Origin of the sequence: Pedobacter jejuensis, from assembly GCF_003725795.1 — a bacterium.
Classification (GTDB): Bacteria; Bacteroidota; Bacteroidia; order Sphingobacteriales; family Sphingobacteriaceae; genus Pedobacter; species Pedobacter jejuensis.
Genome location: NZ_RBEE01000011.1, coordinates 29,897 through 48,392, shown reverse-complemented (window position 1 = coordinate 48,392; position 18,496 = coordinate 29,897). Strand labels below are relative to the sequence as shown.

Sequence of the window (18,496 nt, the reverse complement as noted above, 5' to 3'; positions counted from 1 at the left end):
CAGGCTTTCCAAATCTAAACCGGATTGCAGCGGCAGCCCCCGATTTTTCATCGGGGCTACAGCGAAAAGCAGGGCTAAAGCAACCGAAAGGCACAGAAATCTGATTTTCAAGAATCAAAAAATACTAATGAATCTTAATATTCAACTTAATCAATTTTGCTATACAAAGGCCGAAAACCCCGTTATAGCTCTTCCTACAATTAATGTGTTTATTTCTTTTGTTCCTTCGTAAGAATAAATTGCTTCTGCATCTGCAACAAAACGGGCTACGTTATATTCGAGCAATATTCCATTCCCACCCATAACTTCTCTGGCTTTGCTCACCACATCTCTAGTTCTTAACGAACAGAACACTTTTGCTAGCGATGCATGTTCATCTTTCAGCAAACCTTGGTCTTGCAATTGCGATAATCGAAAACATAAAGTTTGCATGGCTGTTAAATTCGATAACATTTCTACCAAATGATTTTGAATTAATTGGAAAGATGCGATTGGTTTACCGAACTGTTTTCTGGTTCTGGTATATTCCAAAGCATTTTCATAAGCACCACGAGCACAGCCAACGGCCTGCCAAGCCACACCTGCCCTTGTCATTCTTAAAACTTTTGCAGTATCTTTAAAACTGTTGGCATTTTGCAATCTATCAACTTCAAAAACTTCGCAATTGGTTAGTGTGATAACACCATTCTGAACAATACGGAGCGCCATTTTATCTTTCATTTTTCCTACGGAAAAACCAGGATTATCTTTCTTAACAATAAAGCCTTTAACTTCATTGTCATCTACATCTCTAGCCCAGATAATTAAAATGTCGGCAAAAGTGGCATTACCAATCCACTTTTTCTGACCGTTCAGAATCCACTTACCATCAACATTTTTACATGTAGTGGTTAATCCGCCAGCCGCAGCAGAACCTACTTCAGGCTCGGTTAATCCAAATGCGCCAATAATTTTAAACTGCTGCATTAATGGCAACCATTGTTGCTTTTGCTCTTCAGAACCACAGAGATAAATTGAGCCCATGGCTAAACCACTTTGAACACCAAAAAATGTAGAAATTGAGGTGTCTATCCTAGCCATTTCCATAGCTAAAATACCTTCCATTAAATTGGATTTACCCGGACAACCGTAGCCTTTGTATGTTAAACCACAAATATTTAATTTGGCTAATTTTGGGATTATTTCGAATGGGAATTCTGCTTTGTTCCAATAATCATTAACAATAGGTTTTACTTCCTTCTCTAAAAAAGCCCGAACTTTTAGTTGTAATGCCCGTTCTTCGTCTTTCAAAGCTTCATCCCCAAGATGATAAAAATCCCCTTCGATTGGAGGCAATTCTTGTTCTTTTCTATTGCCACCTGCCAGCTTCATCATACCCGACAATTGTTTTTCATCCAGGTTTGATATGGTTTCTACCATTTTGGGAATATCAACTTTTTTAGATAATGCTTCAAGCTTATCAAAATCTAAATGCTTAAATAGATTATAAGCACCCTTTAAAGATGTGAATATGTTCGCCATTATTATTCGTTTTTAGAATAACAAACGAGTGGTGATTTTGTTGAGGATGTTCAACACCAAAGGAAATATGAAGTGGAATTTACTGGTTAAGGTTAATTTGACAGTAAATGATATTACTTTTTGTAACCACCTGAGACACCTAAGAAACAAGAGTTAAGCTGACTGGCTAAGGTGTCTTAGGTGGTAAAACATATTGCTTTTTAACCGCTTAAGAAATACGAACAAAAACTGAATGGCTATGGGTCTTAAATGGTAAAACGTACTACTTTGTTTCACCACCTAAGACACCTAAGAAATAAGAGTTAAACTGACTGACTAAGGTGTCTCAGGTGGTAAACATATTTCACAACCTAAGCCGACTAATAATAAAAATTTTACGTTCATAATACTGCCTTACGTGATTAGAAATTACCTCAAATTGAACAAATTGTCAACACCTAAGAGCTTCCTTGAAGTAAAACCTTCACCGAAAGTTGCACCAATGCTTTTGCCAAATTCTCTGGAGCGACCAATCATGCTTTCAAAAAATTCGGGAGAGGAAATATACGTGTCTAACCCTTCTACATCAGGATTATAAAATTGAGTTTTAAATGCTTGGATAGATTTAATTTTAACATCCATGTGTTCCGTAATATCTACTATTACATCTGGTTTTATGTACCTGTCTTGAATGTATTGCAATAACAATCGTGGGCGATGAGCGCTTTGATTTTGTCCATCAACTTCAGTTTCTATTTTTGGTAAGCCTGATAAGAAAACGGAATCATAAACTAAATCTCCTGCCCTCCCATGGTCGGGATGGCGATCTTCTAAAGCATTACTTAATATAATTTCTGGCTGATATTTTCTAATTACTTTAATTACTTCTAACCTATGCTGCTCATCATTTTGAAAAAAACCATCTCTGAACCTCAAATTCTCCCGGGCATGCAAACCTAATATTCTGGCAGAGTCGGCAGCTTCTTCGTCTCTGGTTTCTGCCGTACCTCTGGTTCCTAATTCACCTCTTGTTAAATCTACAATACCAACTTTTTTACCTAAAGCAATGTGTTTTAAAATGGTTCCTGAGCAACAAAGCTCTGCATCATCAGGATGAACGGCTATAACTAAAATATCTAATTTCATTAATTTATTTGGTAGTGTTTACTTCTAAAAGGCGGAGTACCTTTTTCTTTAATTTTGAACTTAATGGCTTAGTAAACGGAAAGAAGTAATCTTCTACTTCGCCTTTTCTGTTAATCAAGTATTTATGAAAATTCCACCTCGGAACGGAGCTGATTTTGGTATTTAATTTCTTATCGCTCAAAAATTGATAAAGAGGATGTGCATGAGCACCTCTAACCATAATCTTATCAAATACAGGAAATTTAACTCCATGATTTATCTCACAAAAGGAAGTTAAATCATTACCGTTTAGTGGTTCCTGTTTACCAAAATCATTTGTTGGGAAGCCAAGAATTTCAAAATCGGGATGATTAATTTCATCTTTTAATTGCTGCAATTCACGTAGCTGTGGCGTAAAACCACATTCAGATGCGGTATTAACAATCAAAATTACCTTATTTCTGTAAGCGGATAAGAGTTGATCTTCACCATTAATCTTTTTCACTTTAAATGAATATATATTCGGAATATTTTCCTTCATCATTTATGGTTATTGGTAAAAACCCGAAGTTCTGATAATGGATTCGATATCGCGGTCTTCATCCTTATTGTACGTACTTTTTAAATTATGACCAACAACGCGAGCAACAATTTGATAAGAAAAAGCGGCAAAACCACCTTTAGTTTGTTTAACAATATCATAGGTTGTTCGTCCAACTTCTCTATCAATCAGTTTAGTCAAAATCTGACCCTGAGTTATGGTCAAATCTTTAATCTCCCGATTAAACATATCTTTTATTTCATTGTCGCATTGCTTGACTAATGCTTTCTGTTGCTTCTTTTCCGGAGCCGTTAATAAATCGCGTTCTAATTGTTCGTACCTACGTTTAGCAAAAAGCGCATAAGGCATAACTTTTAAAACATTGTATCGCAACCGATTATAGGCGGCTTGTTCTGCTGGCGATTTCCATTTCCTTGCAGCGAAAATAGAAACTTCATTCAGTTGCATCCATGGAATCATTACACCATTATCATTTGTAGAGCCAACTTTGATTGTATCTGCTTTACCCAATTTTGGAAAAACAGGGGCAGTATATTCCTGGGCTTGCAGCGAAATGCCGAAAATCATTACAATTAACAGAAAAAATAGCCCTTTAAAATTCATAAATTTATACTTTACAAAGTTAGGTGTTATTTCATATATTAGAAGTTTAACACAACTAATATAAGTTTTATTAGATAATAAGACGCAATTTTTTACGCAAAAAATACAAATGAAAATAGAGTTAGTAATTGATTTAGAAGCAGAAAAACAAGAAATACTTAAAAGATATAGGGCATTGTTGCGGGCAAGCAAATCTACTTTACAAAAAGGTGATAAGAAGGAAATTAGGAAAGCATTTGATATGGCTTTGGATAGCCACAAAGATATGCGCCGAAAATCTGGCGAGCCATACATTTACCATCCGATTGCCGTAGCTCAAATTGCCGCAGAAGAAATAGGTTTGGGTACAACTTCTATTGTTTGCGCCCTTTTGCATGACGTTGTTGAGGATACAGACATTACCTTAGAGGATATCGAACGCGAATTTGGTAAAAAAACCGCCAAAATTATTGATGGTTTAACCAAAATTTCAGGTGTATTCGATACCAACAGTTCGCTGCAGGCAGAGAATTTTAGGAAAATGCTACTTACCCTGGCGGATGATGTAAGAGTAATTTTAATTAAGCTTGCAGATAGATTGCATAACATGCGTACAATGGATTTTATGCCTCGACATAAACAGCTTAAAATTGCCTCTGAAACCATTTATTTATATGCACCGCTTGCACACCGTCTTGGTTTGTACGCAATAAAATCAGAACTGGAAGATCTTTCAATGAAATATCTAGAGCCTGAAACATATAAATTCATAGCAAAAAAATTAAACGAAAAGAAGACCGAACGAAACATGTTCATCAAAAAGTTTGTAGAACCAATTGATGAAATTGTGCATGAGCAAGGTTTGGAAGCGGATGTTTATGGCCGGCCAAAATCCATACACTCCATTTGGAACAAGATGAAAAAGAAAAATATTCCTTTTGAAGAGGTATATGATCTTTTTGCCATTAGGATAATTTTAGATAGCGCTTACGAAAACGAAAAGGCAGATTGCTGGAAAGCTTATTCGATAGTTACAGATTTATATCGGCCAAATCCGGATAGGTTACGAGATTGGGTTTCTTCTCCAAAAGGAAATGGTTATGAGTCGCTCCATACAACGGTTATGGGGCCTCGTGGTCAATGGGTTGAAGTACAAATTCGTACTCAAAGAATGAATGAAATTGCCGAAAAAGGTTTTGCAGCGCATTGGAAATATAAAGAATCAAGCAATGATAACGGTTTAGATCAATGGATTCAGAAAGTGAGAGAAATGCTGAATAATCCAGAAGCTAATGCTTTAGACTTTTTGGATGATTTTAAAATGAATCTTTTCTCTGATGAGATTTTTATTTTCACGCCAAAAGGTGCCTTAATTCAGCTACCATTAGGTGCAACTGCACTCGATTTTGCATTTGAAATTCATACAGGCGTCGGTGCTACGTGTATTGGAGCCAAAGTAAATCATAAGCTGGTTCCAATTTCATATAAATTACAAAATGGAGATCAGGTAGAAATTATTACTTCTAGCAAGCAAACACCAAAAGAAGACTGGCTTAATGTTGTGGTTACTGCGAAAGCTAAATCAAAAATTAAATCATCATTAAAAGAAGAAAAAAGAAAAATAGCAGAAACCGGAAAAGAGATATTAGAACGCAAATTAAAATCGTTAAAAATTACCTACAATACTGATAATTTACAAAAAATAAGCTATTTCTTTAAGCTACCATCTACACAAGAGTTATTTGTAAATGTTGCTTTAGGTAAAATCGAACTTAAAGATATTAAGGAATATTTATCGAGTGAGAAAGAAGTAGAAACACGCGGACCAGAACGCCCTGAAAATTTAACCGAAGATATGGTTAAAACGAAAATGAAGGGTGCAGAAAATGATATTTTACTTATCGGTGAAGACTTACAAAAGATTGATTATACCCTTGCTGCTTGTTGTAACCCTATTCCAGGCGATGATGTTTTTGGCTTTGTAACCGTAAGCGAAGGCATAAAAATTCATCGTACCAATTGCCCTAATGCAACCCAACTGATGTCTAATTATGGTTATCGCATTGTAAAAGCAAAATGGAATAAGCAACAGGAACTAACATTTTTAACTGGTTTACGCATTGTTGGTATTGATGATGTTGGCTTAATTAATAATATTACACGAGTTATTTCAACTGATTTTAAAGTGAATATGCGCTCTATTACGGTTGATACGAATGAAGGAATTTTTGATGGTTCGATTATGATATTTGTTAACGATACCGAGCATCTTGAAAATTTGATTAAAAATTTATTAAAAGTTAAAGGTGTTACTGGTGTAACTAGATTTGACGCGTAGGAATGATGGAAAATGGATAAGGGATGATGAACGATGGACGATGGACGATGGACGATGGATTTAGATGTTATTATGTTGAAAGGTTTAATTTGATAAATCTTTAAGCTAAGTGTTTTTGTCAAACCATAACGGTAACCAATAAAGGGCTAAAAAAACTCATAGTTGGTAACTAGCAACCCATAACTGTTAACCGGCAACAGAAAACTGGCAACTGGCAACTGGAAACTGACAACTGACAACTGGCAACCGATAACTGATAACCGTCAACCCCTTGACTTATTACAACATTTCAACAAACTTACAGTTGAAAATCAAACAATTTATATACCTTTGAACGGAGTTTAAAAACTATGTCTGAACAAAAAACAAATGAGCTGGTTCGCAAGATTTTTGAAGCTTATTTAGAGAACAAAAATCTGCGTAAAACACCGGAGCGTTTCGCAATATTGGAAGAAATATATTCCAGAAACGATCATTTCGATGTTGAAACCCTCTACATCCACATGAAAAACCAAAAGTACCGTGTTAGTCGCGCTACGGTTTACAATACTTTAGAGCTTTTGGTTTCCTGCGATTTGGTTACTAAACATCAGTTTGGTAAAAACATGGCTCAGTTTGAAAAATCTTATGGCTACCGCCAGCACGACCATGTAATTTGCATTGAGTGCGGTAAAGTTGTAGAGTTTTGCGATCCACGAATTCATCAGATTCAAACCATGGTTGGCGACTTATTGAAATTCGATGTTAAACACCATTCTTTAAATCTTTATGGCTTTTGCTCTGATTGCAGTATGGCCAGAAAAGTGAGTGAAAATGCTGCTACAGCGGCAAAACTTGAAGCAAATTAAATCAATCCACAAAAAATAAAACCAGCTTAATTTTTAAATAATGACGCAAGTAGATGTACTTCTCGGCCTGCAATGGGGCGACGAAGGAAAGGGAAAAATCGTTGATGTTCTTAGTCCGAAATATGATCTTATTGCCCGTTTTCAAGGTGGCCCTAACGCAGGACACACGCTAGAATTCGATGGCAAAAAATTCGTTCTAAATACTATCCCTTCAGGAATCTTTAACGAAAAAACCATGAACCTTATTGGTAATGGTGTAGTTATCGATCCGATTATTTTAAAAAGAGAGTTAGATAACCTTAAAAAAGCAGGTCACGACCCAGTAGCTGATGGTAAATTGGTAATTGCCCGTAAAGCACACTTAATTTTGCCTACGCACCAATTATTGGATGCAGCAAACGAAGCTAGAATGGGTAAAAATAAAATTGGTTCTACTTTAAAAGGAATTGGCCCAACATATATGGATAAAACCGGACGTAATGGTTTGCGTGTTGGCGATACTACCTTGCCTGATTTTAAAGAGCGTTATCAAAAATTAGTTGAAAAGCATACCGAAATCCTTTCTCATTATGAAGGTTTTGAATATGAATTAGGAGAAAAAGAAGCTTCGTTTTTTGAAGCCATTGAATTCTTAAAAACAATTCCACACGTTGATAGCGAACATTTCGTTAATGGCTATTTAAAAGAAGGAAAAGCTGTTCTAGCTGAAGGTGCACAAGGAACATTATTGGATGTGGATTTTGGATCGTATCCATTTGTAACCTCTAGTAATACAACCACAGCTGGTGCTTGCACCGGTTTAGGTATTGCGCCAAACAAAGTTGGTGCTGTTTACGGCATTTTCAAAGCATATTGTACTCGTGTTGGTGGTGGCCCTTTTCCAACCGAATTAGATAATGAAGTTGGTGAAAATCTTCGTCAGATTGGTCACGAATTTGGTGCAACAACTGGTCGTGCTCGCCGTTGCGGATGGATAGATTTACCAGCATTAAAATATGCCATTATGTTAAACGGAGTAACCGAATTAATTATGATGAAAGCAGATGTTTTAGATGGCTTTGACACTATTTATGCTTGTACACATTACGAATATAATGGCGAAACAATCGATTACATGCCATATGATATTATTTCAATTGAGCCTAAGCCAGTTTTAAAAGCAATTGATGGCTGGGAAACTGATGTTACTAAAATCACTAAGGTTGATGAAATTCCTGCTAAACTTACTGCATACATCGAATTTTTAGAAAAAGAATTAGAAGTGCCGATAAAATACCTTTCTGTAGGACCAGATAGAGCACAGACATTAATATTAAACTAAAATTTTTATTGAAAATACTTTCAAAAGCAACCTTTAGCAGGTTGCTTTTTTTGTTGGAGGTTAGGATTAATTTTAACTTTGCTAAAGTTTGAAAACAACACAAAACATTCCAGATTTTAAGCATAAAGCGTTGCATTGGGCAAACCAATTTGATGTATGTTGCTTCCTAGATTCCAATCATTACAAAGATGATTATTCAGCCTATGATTTTATTATAGCAGCTGGAAGTCAAGCTGAATTAAAATCAGAGACAGGGAATGCATTCGAAAAATTGAAAACCTTTTTCGAAGAAAATAAGCAATGGATTTTTGGCTTTTTCGGCTATGATTTAAAAAACGAAATTGAAGATTTAGCATCAGAAAATCCTGACCATCTCAATTTTCCCGATTTATATTTTTTTGTTCCTGAATACCTGTTGGTTTGCAAAGATGGAATAGCTGAAATTTTGATTGGAGATGAATCAGCTTTAAATAAAATCAATGAATTTATTGTTAATGATAAAGCAATTCAGAAGGTAAATATTAAATCGAAAATTAGTAAATCGGAATACCTCAATAAAATAAATGCGCTTAAAGAACATATCATTAGAGGTGATATTTATGAAATAAATTTTTGTCAAGAATTTTTTGCTGAACATGCCGAAATTGCACCGGTCCAAACTTACGAAGCGCTTAACAACCTCTCACCTACTCCGTTTTCAGGCTATTTTAAACTTTACAATAAATATATTTTATCGGCAACACCAGAGCGCTTTCTATGTAAGCGTGGTAATCATTTAATTTCTCAACCCATTAAGGGAACTGCAAAGCGAAGTTCTGACAAAGCAAAAGATGAAATTATAAAAATCACCTTAAAAAACAGCATTAAAGAGCAAGCCGAAAATGTTATGATTGTTGATTTGGTACGTCATGATTTAACGAAATCCGCAGTAAAGGGCTCAGTTACAGTAGATGAACTTTTCGGCATTTACACCTTTCCACAAGTTCACCAAATGATATCAACCATTAGTTGCGAGTTAAATCCTGAAGTTCATTTTATTGATGCGATAAAAAATGCTTTCCCTATGGGTTCGATGACTGGTGCACCAAAAGTTAAGGCAATGAAACTGATTGAGGAATTTGAAGAAACTAAAAGAGGCATTTACTCGGGGTCATTTGGCTGCATAAATCCGAATGGTGATTTTGATTTCAACGTAATCATCCGCAGCATTTTATATAACTCAGAAAACAAATACTTATCCTTTCAGGTTGGTGGTGCAATTACTTATCAAAGCGAAGTTGAAGCGGAATACGAAGAATGCTTATTAAAAGCAAGCGCCATTTTACAGGTACTAGGTTAGCTTCTTATTTCCTTTATCATTTAATACCACAAAAGATATATCTAAACAAAATATCCCTTTAAAAAAAACGGAAGGTTCGCGTTATGCAAACCTTCCGTCTTTAAACTTTTTGAGCTTCTGCCTATTTTTTATAGTATTGTTGAGCTTCTGGTAAATATTTTTGTATTTGAGCGATTCGTGTAGCATCACTAGGGTGTGTACTTAAAAACTCTGCGGGTTTTTGGGCGCCAGCTGATGAAGCAGACATTCTTTGCCAAAAACTTGTTGAAGCTTGTGGATTGTAACCCGCCATAGCCATAAAAATTAAACCTAATCTATCAGCTTCTAATTCTTGATTACGAGAATATTTTAGCATTGCAATTGGGGCACCCACACCATAAAGTGTATTAAAAGTAGATTGTGCTCTTGGATTTTTTGAAAGCGCAACGCCACCAGCAGTAGCAATACCTTGCGAAACCATTTCTTGTGACATACGCTCTGCGGAGTGTCCTGCTATCGCATGTGCAATTTCATGACCCATTACCGTTGCCAAACCAGCATCGTCTTGTGTAACAGGCAAAATTCCTGTGTAAACAACAATTTTTCCACCTGGCATGCACCATGCATTTTTCTCATTATTTTGTACCACGTTAACTTCCCATTTGTAATCCTTTATTAAATTACCGTAGTTATTATTATTCATATAAGTTTGAACTGCAGTAATTAATCTACTACCAATTGTTTTAACCTTTAAAGATTGAGCGCTTGAGGCTGGTAATACGGTAGCTTTATTTTCTGTTAAAAATTCGCCATAGGCTTGGAAAGCCATGGGTAAAACCTGGTCGTTACTTACCAAATCCAACCTGCTTCTACCCGTTAATGGTACCGTTGAACAAGCGTTTAACAAAAGCATAGCGGCAACAGTAGCCGATAAAAATAATTTTTTCATAAGTTAATGATAAGTGATTATGAACAAAATCATAAGCTGTATCCTGTAACAGGAAAGCATACAATTTGTTTCATAAATGTGTTTGTTAGTTTAATTAGCCTTCTTCTTAAACAAATACACTTTAGATTCTTTGCCTTTCAGCAATCTTTCGAGATTTTTTTGATGTGTTACCAAAATCAAAACGCAAACTACCATGCCATAAAGCACTTCAGATTTTATCGATACCTGAAAAAGAAATACAATACTAAGCGGAAATGTAAAACCGGCACAGATTGAACTCAGGGAAACGTATTTTGTTAAAAGCAATATCACCACAAAAACCAGAACGCAAAGCATAGATGCTTCGAAGTGAACTGCTAAAATCATTCCAAAAAGTGTTGCAACACCTTTACCACCTCTAAAACCTGCAAAAATCGGGAACAAATGCCCCAAAACTGCAGTAACGCCGAGTGCTAATTGATAATTTACAAATTGAGCTGAATTTTGCGGTCCGGTAACAGACATGCCAATTAAGTAAGCAAGATTGGTTGCCGTATAGCCTTTAGCAATATCAATAACCATTACAGCTATGCCTGCCTTTTTACCTAAAACACGAAATGTATTAGTAGCACCTGCATTGCCACTGCCGTATTCTCTAACATCAACACCGTAAAATGCCTGTCCTAACCATACCGCTGTTGGAATTGACCCAAAGAGGTAAGCAATTAATAAGGCCGAGAGAGAATAAACCGTAACCATAGCCTACAATGATACAAAAAATAAGTTTTCCTTTATATATGAAATCACAGATTAATATGCTTTTAAACTCATATCAAGGCTTTTCACCGAGTGAGTAAGTGCACCCATAGATATATAATCTACTCCACATGCAGCATATTCAGCAACATTATCTTCTGTAATTCCTCCTGATGCTTCTGTAATAAAACGTCCGTCTATCAATTTTACTGCGGTAGTTAAATCAGCATAATTAAAGTTATCAAGCATTATTCTATCTGCTCCACCTGCATCAATTACCTGATTCAGCTCTTCAATATTCCTAACCTCAATTTCTATTTGCAATGTTTTTTTGTTATCAAGCAAATATTTTTTTGCTGCATGTATAGCGTTACTGATGCCTCCAGCGTAATCAACATGATTATCTTTTATCAAAATCATATCGTACAAACCAATTCTATGGTTTACACCGCCACCAATACGCACCGCCCATTTCTCTAAATAACGTAACCCAGGGGTGGTTTTACGGGTATCTAAAAGTTTAGTTTTTGTATTTTTAAGAAACGCCACAATTCTGTTTGTCTTGGTGGCAATGCCACTCATCCTTTGCATACAATTTAGCACCAAACGTTCGGCAATAAGAATGGAATGCGTACTTCCAGAAACGGTTAATGCAATGTCTCCAAATTTAACTTCTTGGCCATCGTTAATTAAAACATCAACCATTAAAGATTGATCTACTTCAGAAAAAATTTCTAAAGCCAATTCAACACCGGCTAAAATTCCATCTTCTTTTATTATAAGTTTAGCTTTGCCTTGTGTTCCTGCCGGTATTGTAGCTAATGAGGTATGGTCGCCATCGCCAACATCTTCAGCGAGTGCATTTTTTATAAATTGAGCTATAAGTTGCTTATCCAAAATTTGGTTATTTAAGCCGCAAAAGTAACAATTATTTGTAAGAAGGCGATTGTAAGACTCAGATAAAGAAATTAATTAATCTTTAGCAGGTTCTATTCTGAGTTCGGTGATTAAAAAGGCAGTGTTAAACTTTTTCATGGTGATAGAAACCCGATAAGTTTCCTTAGTCGTACTTACTAAAATTACGCCGAACCTGTAACTCTGACTGTTACTAATCCTATGAAAAATACTTGTTTTTGTAGGTTGATTTTTACTAAAAAAATCTTTCAAAATTTGTTCACCCTGTGCTTTAGAATAGACATCTTCTTCATCTATTATGATCAGTTCTATGGTTGGAGCAAAGTTTTTAGCAATTTCTTTAGAATTTCCTGCTTTGAAATACGCAGACAAATCGTCGATAATATCAGCCTGAAAGGCTGACGAACGGTATATTGGCGCTATAGCTATAAAGAATAAAAACAGGCTTCGGATCATTTCAGCATTATATAACGACCCTATAGCTAAAATTATGCCATTAGCATATCAAAAAATGGTTTTGTTGATTTATATCAGTTCCAATAAAGCTATATTTGCTACATTAAGAATATTTAAAACATAGCAATTGTGAAAATGTTTTAATTTTGATTTATATTTTTAAGCACAAAAATTAACTTAACCCAAATCGCTAGTTAGTACATTTTGGGTTCATACAAAAAAATTGATTAAATAATAATGAGAAATAAAAAAGTCGCCCTTATAATTCTTGATGGTTGGGGCTATGGAAAACATGATAATTCTGATGCAGCTTACGCAGCAAACACCCCATTTTTCGATTCATTACTTCAAAAATATCCTAACTCTACTTTAGAAGCTTCGGGTGAAGCAGTTGGTTTACCAGCCGGGCAAATGGGAAACTCGGAAGTTGGACACATGAATTTAGGCGCTGGCAGAGTTGTTTATCAAGAATTGGGCAGAATAAATAAATCTATTTCTGATAGAGAATTGCATAAAAACCCAACATTATTAGCTGCTTTTGATTATGCGAAGAAAAATAATAAAGCGGTACATTATATCGGTTTAGTTTCGAATGGTGGTGTACATGCACACATAGAGCATTTAAAAGCATTATGTGATGCGGCTAATGAAGCAAACGTACCCAATACATATATACATGCATTTTTAGATGGTCGTGATACTGATCCAAATTCGGGCTTAGGTTTTATTTCAGATTTGCAAAATCACATTCAGGGTTCAGATGCTAAATTAGCTACCATGATTGGTAGGTATTATGCAATGGATAGAGATAACCGCTGGGAACGTGTTAAAAAAGCATATGATGTTATGGTTAATGGCATAGGCGAAAAAAGTAATAACGCTTTAGCTTCCATTAAAAAATCTTATGATGAAGGTGTTACTGATGAATTTATTAATCCAATTGTTTTAACGCAAGAAAACGGTGAACCTGTTGCTACTATTCAAAATGATGACGTTGTTATTTGTTTCAATTTCCGCACGGATAGAGGAAGAGAAATTACAACAGCCTTAACGCAAAAAGATTTTCCGGAACAACAAATGCACAATTTGCCATTGTACTACGTTACTATGACTACGTATGATGAGAGTTTTGAAAATGTAAACGTTGTTTTTACTAAAGATGATTTAACTCAAACTTTAGGCGAGGTTTTGGCAGAAAATGGCAAAAACCAAATCCGAATAGCAGAAACTGAAAAATATCCACATGTTACCTTTTTCTTTTCCGGTGGAAGAGAAAGTGAATTTGCAAATGAGAAACGGATTTTAATCCCTTCTCCAAAAGTTGCTACTTACGATTTACAACCTGAAATGAGTGCAGCAGGAATAACAGATGCAATTACCAAAGAAATGGAAACCGGTTGGGCCGATTTTATATGCTTAAACTTTGCCAATCCTGATATGGTTGGACATACAGGTGTTTTCCAGGCAGTAATTAAAGCGGTAGAAACGGCTGATAAATGTGCTGAGACTGTAGTTAAAAAAGGTTTAGAAAATGGCTATTCATTTATTCTTTTAGCCGATCATGGTAACTCTGAATTTATGGTTAATAAGGATGGCTCGCCAAATACGGCACATACAACCAATCTGGTTCCTTGCATATTAATTGATGACGATTATAAAAGCTTAGCTAATGGAAAACTTGGTGATGTTGCACCTACAATTTTGAAAATTCTTGGTTTATCAATACCTGAAACCATGACAGGTAATGTTCTTATATAATGTATAAAAAGTTATCTTTATTTGTATTTGCCTTCGGTTTAATCTCTTGTAATCAGCAAGAAGAACCGAAAGCAAATACTGATTTGCTTTATTTTGATATCAAGGGTTATTTTACAAAAGAAGTATCGAGACTTAATAGAACTAATCCTCAGATTGTAAAGCAGGTTTTGATTAACAATACTACTGAATCTAAAACAATAAACGTAAAAGATTGGGATAAAGAATTGGCAATCTTTAGCAATGCTGATATCAATAAATCATCATGGCGAGGAAGTTTTGCTGTTAATAAGACTCCAAATTCAGAACATTATACCTCAGCAAGTAAAAAAATTCCTGTAGAAGATGTTTTAATTGAAAAGCAAAACCAACAGGTAAAAAAAATTCAGATCATCATTTCAAATAAGAACATTCTATACACATCGGGCGATACGTTAACTTATTATCCGGATAGTTTATATCAGATTACAAAGTATCAAAAAATTAAATTACTTAATCCTAAAAGATACCAGGTAAGCGGTAGGTTTAAATAAAAAAGGCTTGAATTTTACATTCAGGCCTTTTTCTTAACAACTGGTTTAGTTCATTTTAAACTAGCAATTTGTGCTTTGTCGTAAGCAATCCAGTCTAAAATATCTTTCCTAAGTGGCTGTAGGGTTAATACTTTCTGAAAATCTGCAATTGAATTATTAAACAATGCAACACAAGCAGCTTTTTCTACTGCTTTTTTTGATTTAAATGATCTGAATATAGCATAATCTTTGTAAGCCAAACCTCTGTTTTGAAGCATTTGCGTATCTTCTTCACCACTCAATTCGCTTGCTTTAGTAAAATCTTTAATCGCAGCAGTATAAAAATTATCTCTCAATGCATTTAAAGATTGTTTAGGATCATTAGCTACATTTAACCTTGCCTTTCCGCGATAATAATATGCAGAAATTTCAGCAGGTTTTAAAACAATCAAACGGCTGTAGGTAGTAATAGAATTTTCGTAATCTCCGTTTTGGTAATAAGAATAACCAAGCATTTTTAAAACATTTGCATTGTTTCCATCTTTTGCATCGGCTTTTTCTAATTGAGTTACGGCAGCTTTGTAATCTCCCTTAACCATGGCATCCATAATTTTTTTATCGTTGCCATTTTGCGCATAACTACTGCCCGATGATAAAATGATTAAACCTAAAACGGTTTGCTTAAAATAATTCATGTACTGTTAATAAGTTAACAAATCTAAAATTTCATTTCAAATTAATGAATAAAATATTGACGCAATATAATTCAATTCTAAGAAAATAAAGCGGTTTAATTTTTTTACATTCACTAAATCAATTAAACAATACCTTAACGCTTAATTTTCAGTTATATGATATTTGGCTTAAAATTGATTATTCCTGCCTTTTTTTCATAACAATTTGTTCATTTTGAAATAACATTACCATAAAGCAACTTTGGCACAAGAGTTGAATTTAATAAGGATAACACAAAAACACACAAATTACCTGCGGCAAAACTGTCAGTTTGTCGTTATATTATATAAGAATGAGTAAACAAGATATATTTGATTTTAATAATGCGATGCCAATTATAAACGAGGATACTGAATTTTTCCCACTCATGTCTCAGCAAGATGAGGAAGAAATGAATAATGAAGATACCCCTGAAATATTAGCAATCTTACCTTTGCGTAATACGGTATTGTTTCCTGGAGTAGTAATTCCAATCACCGTTGGCAGAGATAAATCGATTAAATTAATTAAAGAAGCTTACAAAGGAAACAAAATCATTGGTGTAGTTTCTCAAAAAGATGTATCTATAGAAGATCCTACTTTTGAGCAACTTAACACGGTTGGTACTGTTGCCAATATCATCAAATTGCTTCAAATGCCTGATGGTAATACTACGGTTATTATTCAAGGTAAGCAACGTTTTAGTTTATTGGAAGAGGTTCAAAATGAACCTTACATCAAAGCATCTGTAAAAAAGTTTGAAGAGCAGAAAACTAAAACGGATAAAGAATTTAAGGCACTTATTGCCTCAATTCGGGAAATGTCTTCTCAAATTATACAGCTTTCCCCAAATATCCCAACTGAAGCAAGCATTGCCTTAAAAAATATTGAAAGCAATTCATTTCTGATAAATTTCATATCGTCAAATATGAATGCCGAAATGTCTGATAAGCAAAAAATCCTTGAAATGGATAATTTGCTTGAGCGGGCTCAGAAGGTGATGGAATTATTAATGGTTGAACTGCAAATGTTGGAGTTGAGAAATCAAATTCAATCGAAAGTTCGTACCGATTTAGATAAGCAGCAGCGTGATTATTTTTTAAACCAGCAATTAAAAACCATTCAGGAAGAACTTGGTGGTAATTCGGCCGATATAGAATTTGACGCCCTACAAGAAAGAGCTAAAAAGAAAAAATGGACCAAAGAAATTTATGCTCATTTTGATAAAGAGCTTGATAAATTAGGTCGTATGAACCCGGCGGCACCGGATTATTCTATACAACTTAACTATCTTGAGTTGCTTTTAGATTTGCCTTGGAGTGAATTTACTAAAGATAATTTCGATTTAAAACGAGCACAAAGAGTTTTAGATAAAGACCATTTTGGCCTTGAAAAAGTTAAACAACGTATTATTGAATATTTAGCGGTGTTAAAACTTAAAAGGAATATGAAAGCGCCAATTCTCTGCTTAGTTGGTCCTCCGGGAGTTGGCAAAACATCTTTGGGGAAATCGATAGCAAAAGCTTTAGGACGTAAATATGTACGAATGGCTTTAGGTGGTATTCGCGATGAAGCTGAAATTCGTGGTCACCGTAAAACATATATTGGTGCAATGCCTGGTCGTATAATTTCATCAATTAAAAAAGCCGGAGCAGACAATCCTGTTTTTGTTTTAGATGAAATTGATAAAGTTGGTACTGATCACCGCGGCGATCCTTCATCGGCATTGCTTGAGGTTTTAGATCCTGAACAGAATAATGCTTTCTACGATCACTACGTAGAAATGGATTATGATTTATCAAACATACTTTTTATTGCTACGGCTAATTCTTTGAGTACGATACAACCTGCTTTGTTAGATCGTATGGAGATAATTGAAGTAAATGGTTATACAATTGAAGAGAAAATAGAAATCGCAAAGAAATTTTTATTGCCTAAGCAAAAAGAAAATCATGGTTTAAACTTAAAAGATATTATTTTAAAACCTGCGCTAATCGAAAAAGTTATAGAAGATTATACTCGTGAAAGCGGAGTACGTGGCTTAGAGAAAAAAATTGGTTCGCTTGTTCGCGGTGTTGCTACAAAGATAGCCATGGAAGAAGAATACAATGTTACGTTAACCACCGATGATGTAGAACGAATTTTAGGCGCTCCAATTTTTGATAAAGATTTATACGAAGGAAATGAAGTTGCTGGTGTTGTAACCGGTTTAGCCTGGACCAGCGTTGGTGGTGATATTTTATTTATCGAATCAAGTTTAAGTCCGGGTAAAGGAAAATTAACCTTAACCGGTAACCTTGGCGATGTAATGAAAGAATCTGCTGTTATCGCCCTAGCTTATTTACGTGCTCATGCGAATGAATTTGGTATTGATTATACATTATTTGATAATTGGGATGTTCATGTACACGTACCTGCAGGCGCAACACCAAAAGACGGTCCTTCGGCAGGTGTAACCATGTTAACAGCATTAACTTCGGCCTTTACACAACGAAAAGTAAAACAACACTTGGCTATGACTGGCGAGATTACTTTACGTGGCAAAGTATTACCTGTAGGCGGAATTAAAGAAAAAATATTAGCAGCGAAAAGGGCAAATATTAAAGAGATTATCCTTTGCAAAAGCAACAGAAAAGATATTTTAGAAATCAAGGAAAGTTATATTAAAGACCTTACCTTTCATTACGTTACAGAAATGAGCGAGGTTATTGAGCTCGCATTATTAAAAAACAAAGTAAAAAAGCCAATTGATTTAACGCTTAAAATAGCTCCAATCGTTAACTAATTTGTAATATTTTAAATTATTTTAATCGGTAGATTAATTAATTGGCAAACAATAGTACTTTTATAGTCCCGATAAATCATC

16 protein-coding genes are annotated in these 18,496 nt (G+C 34.9%); 7 read left to right on the top strand and 9 right to left on the bottom strand.

What is annotated here, in order from left to right:
• Positions 1-159 precede the first annotated feature (159 nt).
• The 4 genes from D7004_RS06690 to D7004_RS06675 all read right to left on the bottom strand — a co-directional run bounded on the left by D7004_RS06690 (position 160) and on the right by D7004_RS06675 (position 3,790).
• Positions 160-1,521: an acyl-CoA dehydrogenase family protein gene (locus D7004_RS06690; RefSeq protein ID WP_123205103.1), complete on the bottom strand. Its 1,362-nt coding sequence runs from the start codon at positions 1,519-1,521 to the stop codon at positions 160-162.
• 408 nt (positions 1,522-1,929) lie between these two features.
• Positions 1,930-2,646 carry a bacillithiol biosynthesis deacetylase BshB1 gene (gene bshB1, locus D7004_RS06685; RefSeq protein ID WP_123205102.1) on the bottom strand — a complete coding sequence of 239 codons (717 nt, stop codon included), beginning with the start codon at positions 2,644-2,646 and terminating at the stop codon, positions 1,930-1,932.
• A gap of 4 nt (positions 2,647-2,650) precedes the next feature.
• A complete protein-coding gene (locus tag D7004_RS06680) occupies positions 2,651-3,169 on the bottom strand; it encodes a glutathione peroxidase (protein WP_341867666.1) in 519 nt (172 codons plus the stop codon).
• A gap of 6 nt (positions 3,170-3,175) precedes the next feature.
• Entirely contained in the window at positions 3,176-3,790 is a 615-nt protein-coding gene (locus tag D7004_RS06675) for a DUF4294 domain-containing protein (RefSeq protein WP_123205100.1), read from the bottom strand.
• Positions 3,791-3,899: 109 nt separating this feature from the next.
• On the opposite strand from D7004_RS06675, the gene D7004_RS06670 reads away from it, so the two are divergent.
• The 4 genes from D7004_RS06670 (at position 3,900) to D7004_RS06655 (ending at position 9,615) form a co-directional block, all read left to right on the top strand.
• Positions 3,900-6,107, top strand: a complete 2,208-nt coding sequence (locus tag D7004_RS06670; RefSeq protein ID WP_123205099.1) for a RelA/SpoT family protein — start codon at positions 3,900-3,902, stop codon at positions 6,105-6,107.
• Between the two features lie 350 nt (positions 6,108-6,457).
• Positions 6,458-6,955, top strand: coding sequence for a Fur family transcriptional regulator (locus tag D7004_RS06665; protein ID WP_123205098.1), 498 nt, complete (start codon positions 6,458-6,460; stop codon positions 6,953-6,955).
• 40 nt (positions 6,956-6,995) lie between these two features.
• The gene (locus D7004_RS06660; protein WP_123205097.1) at positions 6,996-8,276 is read left to right on the top strand and encodes an adenylosuccinate synthase; all 1,281 of its coding nucleotides are present in this window, start codon (positions 6,996-6,998) and stop codon (positions 8,274-8,276) included.
• Between the two features lie 88 nt (positions 8,277-8,364).
• Positions 8,365-9,615 carry an anthranilate synthase component I family protein gene (locus D7004_RS06655; protein ID WP_123205096.1) on the top strand — a complete coding sequence of 417 codons (1,251 nt, stop codon included), beginning with the start codon at positions 8,365-8,367 and terminating at the stop codon, positions 9,613-9,615.
• A gap of 121 nt (positions 9,616-9,736) precedes the next feature.
• Here D7004_RS06655 and D7004_RS06650 read toward each other — a convergent pair whose 3' ends face one another.
• From D7004_RS06650 to D7004_RS06635, 4 genes are all read right to left on the bottom strand, one after another.
• Positions 9,737-10,543, bottom strand: coding sequence for a M48 family metallopeptidase (locus tag D7004_RS06650; protein ID WP_123205095.1), 807 nt, complete (start codon positions 10,541-10,543; stop codon positions 9,737-9,739).
• A gap of 90 nt (positions 10,544-10,633) precedes the next feature.
• Positions 10,634-11,281, bottom strand: coding sequence for a glycerol-3-phosphate 1-O-acyltransferase PlsY (gene plsY / locus D7004_RS06645; RefSeq protein WP_123205094.1), 648 nt, complete (start codon positions 11,279-11,281; stop codon positions 10,634-10,636).
• A 51-nt stretch (positions 11,282-11,332) separates the two neighbouring features.
• Positions 11,333-12,175, bottom strand: coding sequence for a carboxylating nicotinate-nucleotide diphosphorylase (nadC, locus tag D7004_RS06640; protein WP_123205093.1), 843 nt, complete (start codon positions 12,173-12,175; stop codon positions 11,333-11,335).
• A gap of 75 nt (positions 12,176-12,250) precedes the next feature.
• A complete protein-coding gene (locus D7004_RS06635; protein ID WP_123205092.1) occupies positions 12,251-12,649 on the bottom strand; it encodes a DUF4783 domain-containing protein in 399 nt (132 codons plus the stop codon).
• Positions 12,650-12,886: 237 nt separating this feature from the next.
• On the opposite strand from D7004_RS06635, the gene gpmI reads away from it, so the two are divergent.
• Entirely contained in the window at positions 12,887-14,407 is a 1,521-nt protein-coding gene (gene gpmI, locus D7004_RS06630) for a 2,3-bisphosphoglycerate-independent phosphoglycerate mutase (protein WP_123205091.1), read from the top strand.
• Positions 14,407-14,937: a hypothetical protein gene (locus D7004_RS06625; protein ID WP_123205090.1), complete on the top strand. Its 531-nt coding sequence runs from the start codon at positions 14,407-14,409 to the stop codon at positions 14,935-14,937. The genes gpmI and D7004_RS06625 overlap by 1 nt, the downstream gene beginning before the upstream one ends.
• 50 nt (positions 14,938-14,987) lie before the next feature.
• On the opposite strand, the gene D7004_RS06620 is transcribed toward D7004_RS06625, so the two are convergent.
• Positions 14,988-15,611, bottom strand: coding sequence for a tetratricopeptide repeat protein (locus D7004_RS06620; RefSeq protein WP_123205089.1), 624 nt, complete (start codon positions 15,609-15,611; stop codon positions 14,988-14,990).
• Between the two features lie 332 nt (positions 15,612-15,943).
• Between D7004_RS06620 and lon the strand changes: the two genes are divergently transcribed.
• The gene (lon, locus tag D7004_RS06615) at positions 15,944-18,415 is read left to right on the top strand and encodes an endopeptidase La (protein WP_123205088.1); all 2,472 of its coding nucleotides are present in this window, start codon (positions 15,944-15,946) and stop codon (positions 18,413-18,415) included.
• Positions 18,416-18,496 lie beyond the last annotated feature (81 nt).

Coding starts and splice junctions, on each gene's coding strand:
- lon (WP_123205088.1), top strand. CDS start 15,944: ATGAGTAAACAAGATATATTTGATTTTAATAATGCGATGCCAATTATA.
- D7004_RS06625 (WP_123205090.1), top strand. CDS start 14,407: ATGTATAAAAAGTTATCTTTATTTGTATTTGCCTTCGGTTTAATCTCT.
- plsY (WP_123205094.1), bottom strand. CDS start 11,281: ATGGTTACGGTTTATTCTCTCTCGGCCTTATTAATTGCTTACCTCTTT.
- D7004_RS06660 (WP_123205097.1), top strand. CDS start 6,996: ATGACGCAAGTAGATGTACTTCTCGGCCTGCAATGGGGCGACGAAGGA.
- D7004_RS06635 (WP_123205092.1), bottom strand. CDS start 12,649: ATGATCCGAAGCCTGTTTTTATTCTTTATAGCTATAGCGCCAATATAC.
- bshB1 (WP_123205102.1), bottom strand. CDS start 2,646: ATGAAATTAGATATTTTAGTTATAGCCGTTCATCCTGATGATGCAGAG.
- gpmI (WP_123205091.1), top strand. CDS start 12,887: ATGAGAAATAAAAAAGTCGCCCTTATAATTCTTGATGGTTGGGGCTAT.
- D7004_RS06620 (WP_123205089.1), bottom strand. CDS start 15,611: ATGAATTATTTTAAGCAAACCGTTTTAGGTTTAATCATTTTATCATCG.
- D7004_RS06675 (WP_123205100.1), bottom strand. CDS start 3,790: ATGAATTTTAAAGGGCTATTTTTTCTGTTAATTGTAATGATTTTCGGC.
- D7004_RS06650 (WP_123205095.1), bottom strand. CDS start 10,543: ATGAAAAAATTATTTTTATCGGCTACTGTTGCCGCTATGCTTTTGTTA.
- D7004_RS06690 (WP_123205103.1), bottom strand. CDS start 1,521: ATGGCGAACATATTCACATCTTTAAAGGGTGCTTATAATCTATTTAAG.
- D7004_RS06680 (WP_341867666.1), bottom strand. CDS start 3,169: ATGATGAAGGAAAATATTCCGAATATATATTCATTTAAAGTGAAAAAG.
- D7004_RS06670 (WP_123205099.1), top strand. CDS start 3,900: ATGAAAATAGAGTTAGTAATTGATTTAGAAGCAGAAAAACAAGAAATA.
- D7004_RS06665 (WP_123205098.1), top strand. CDS start 6,458: ATGTCTGAACAAAAAACAAATGAGCTGGTTCGCAAGATTTTTGAAGCT.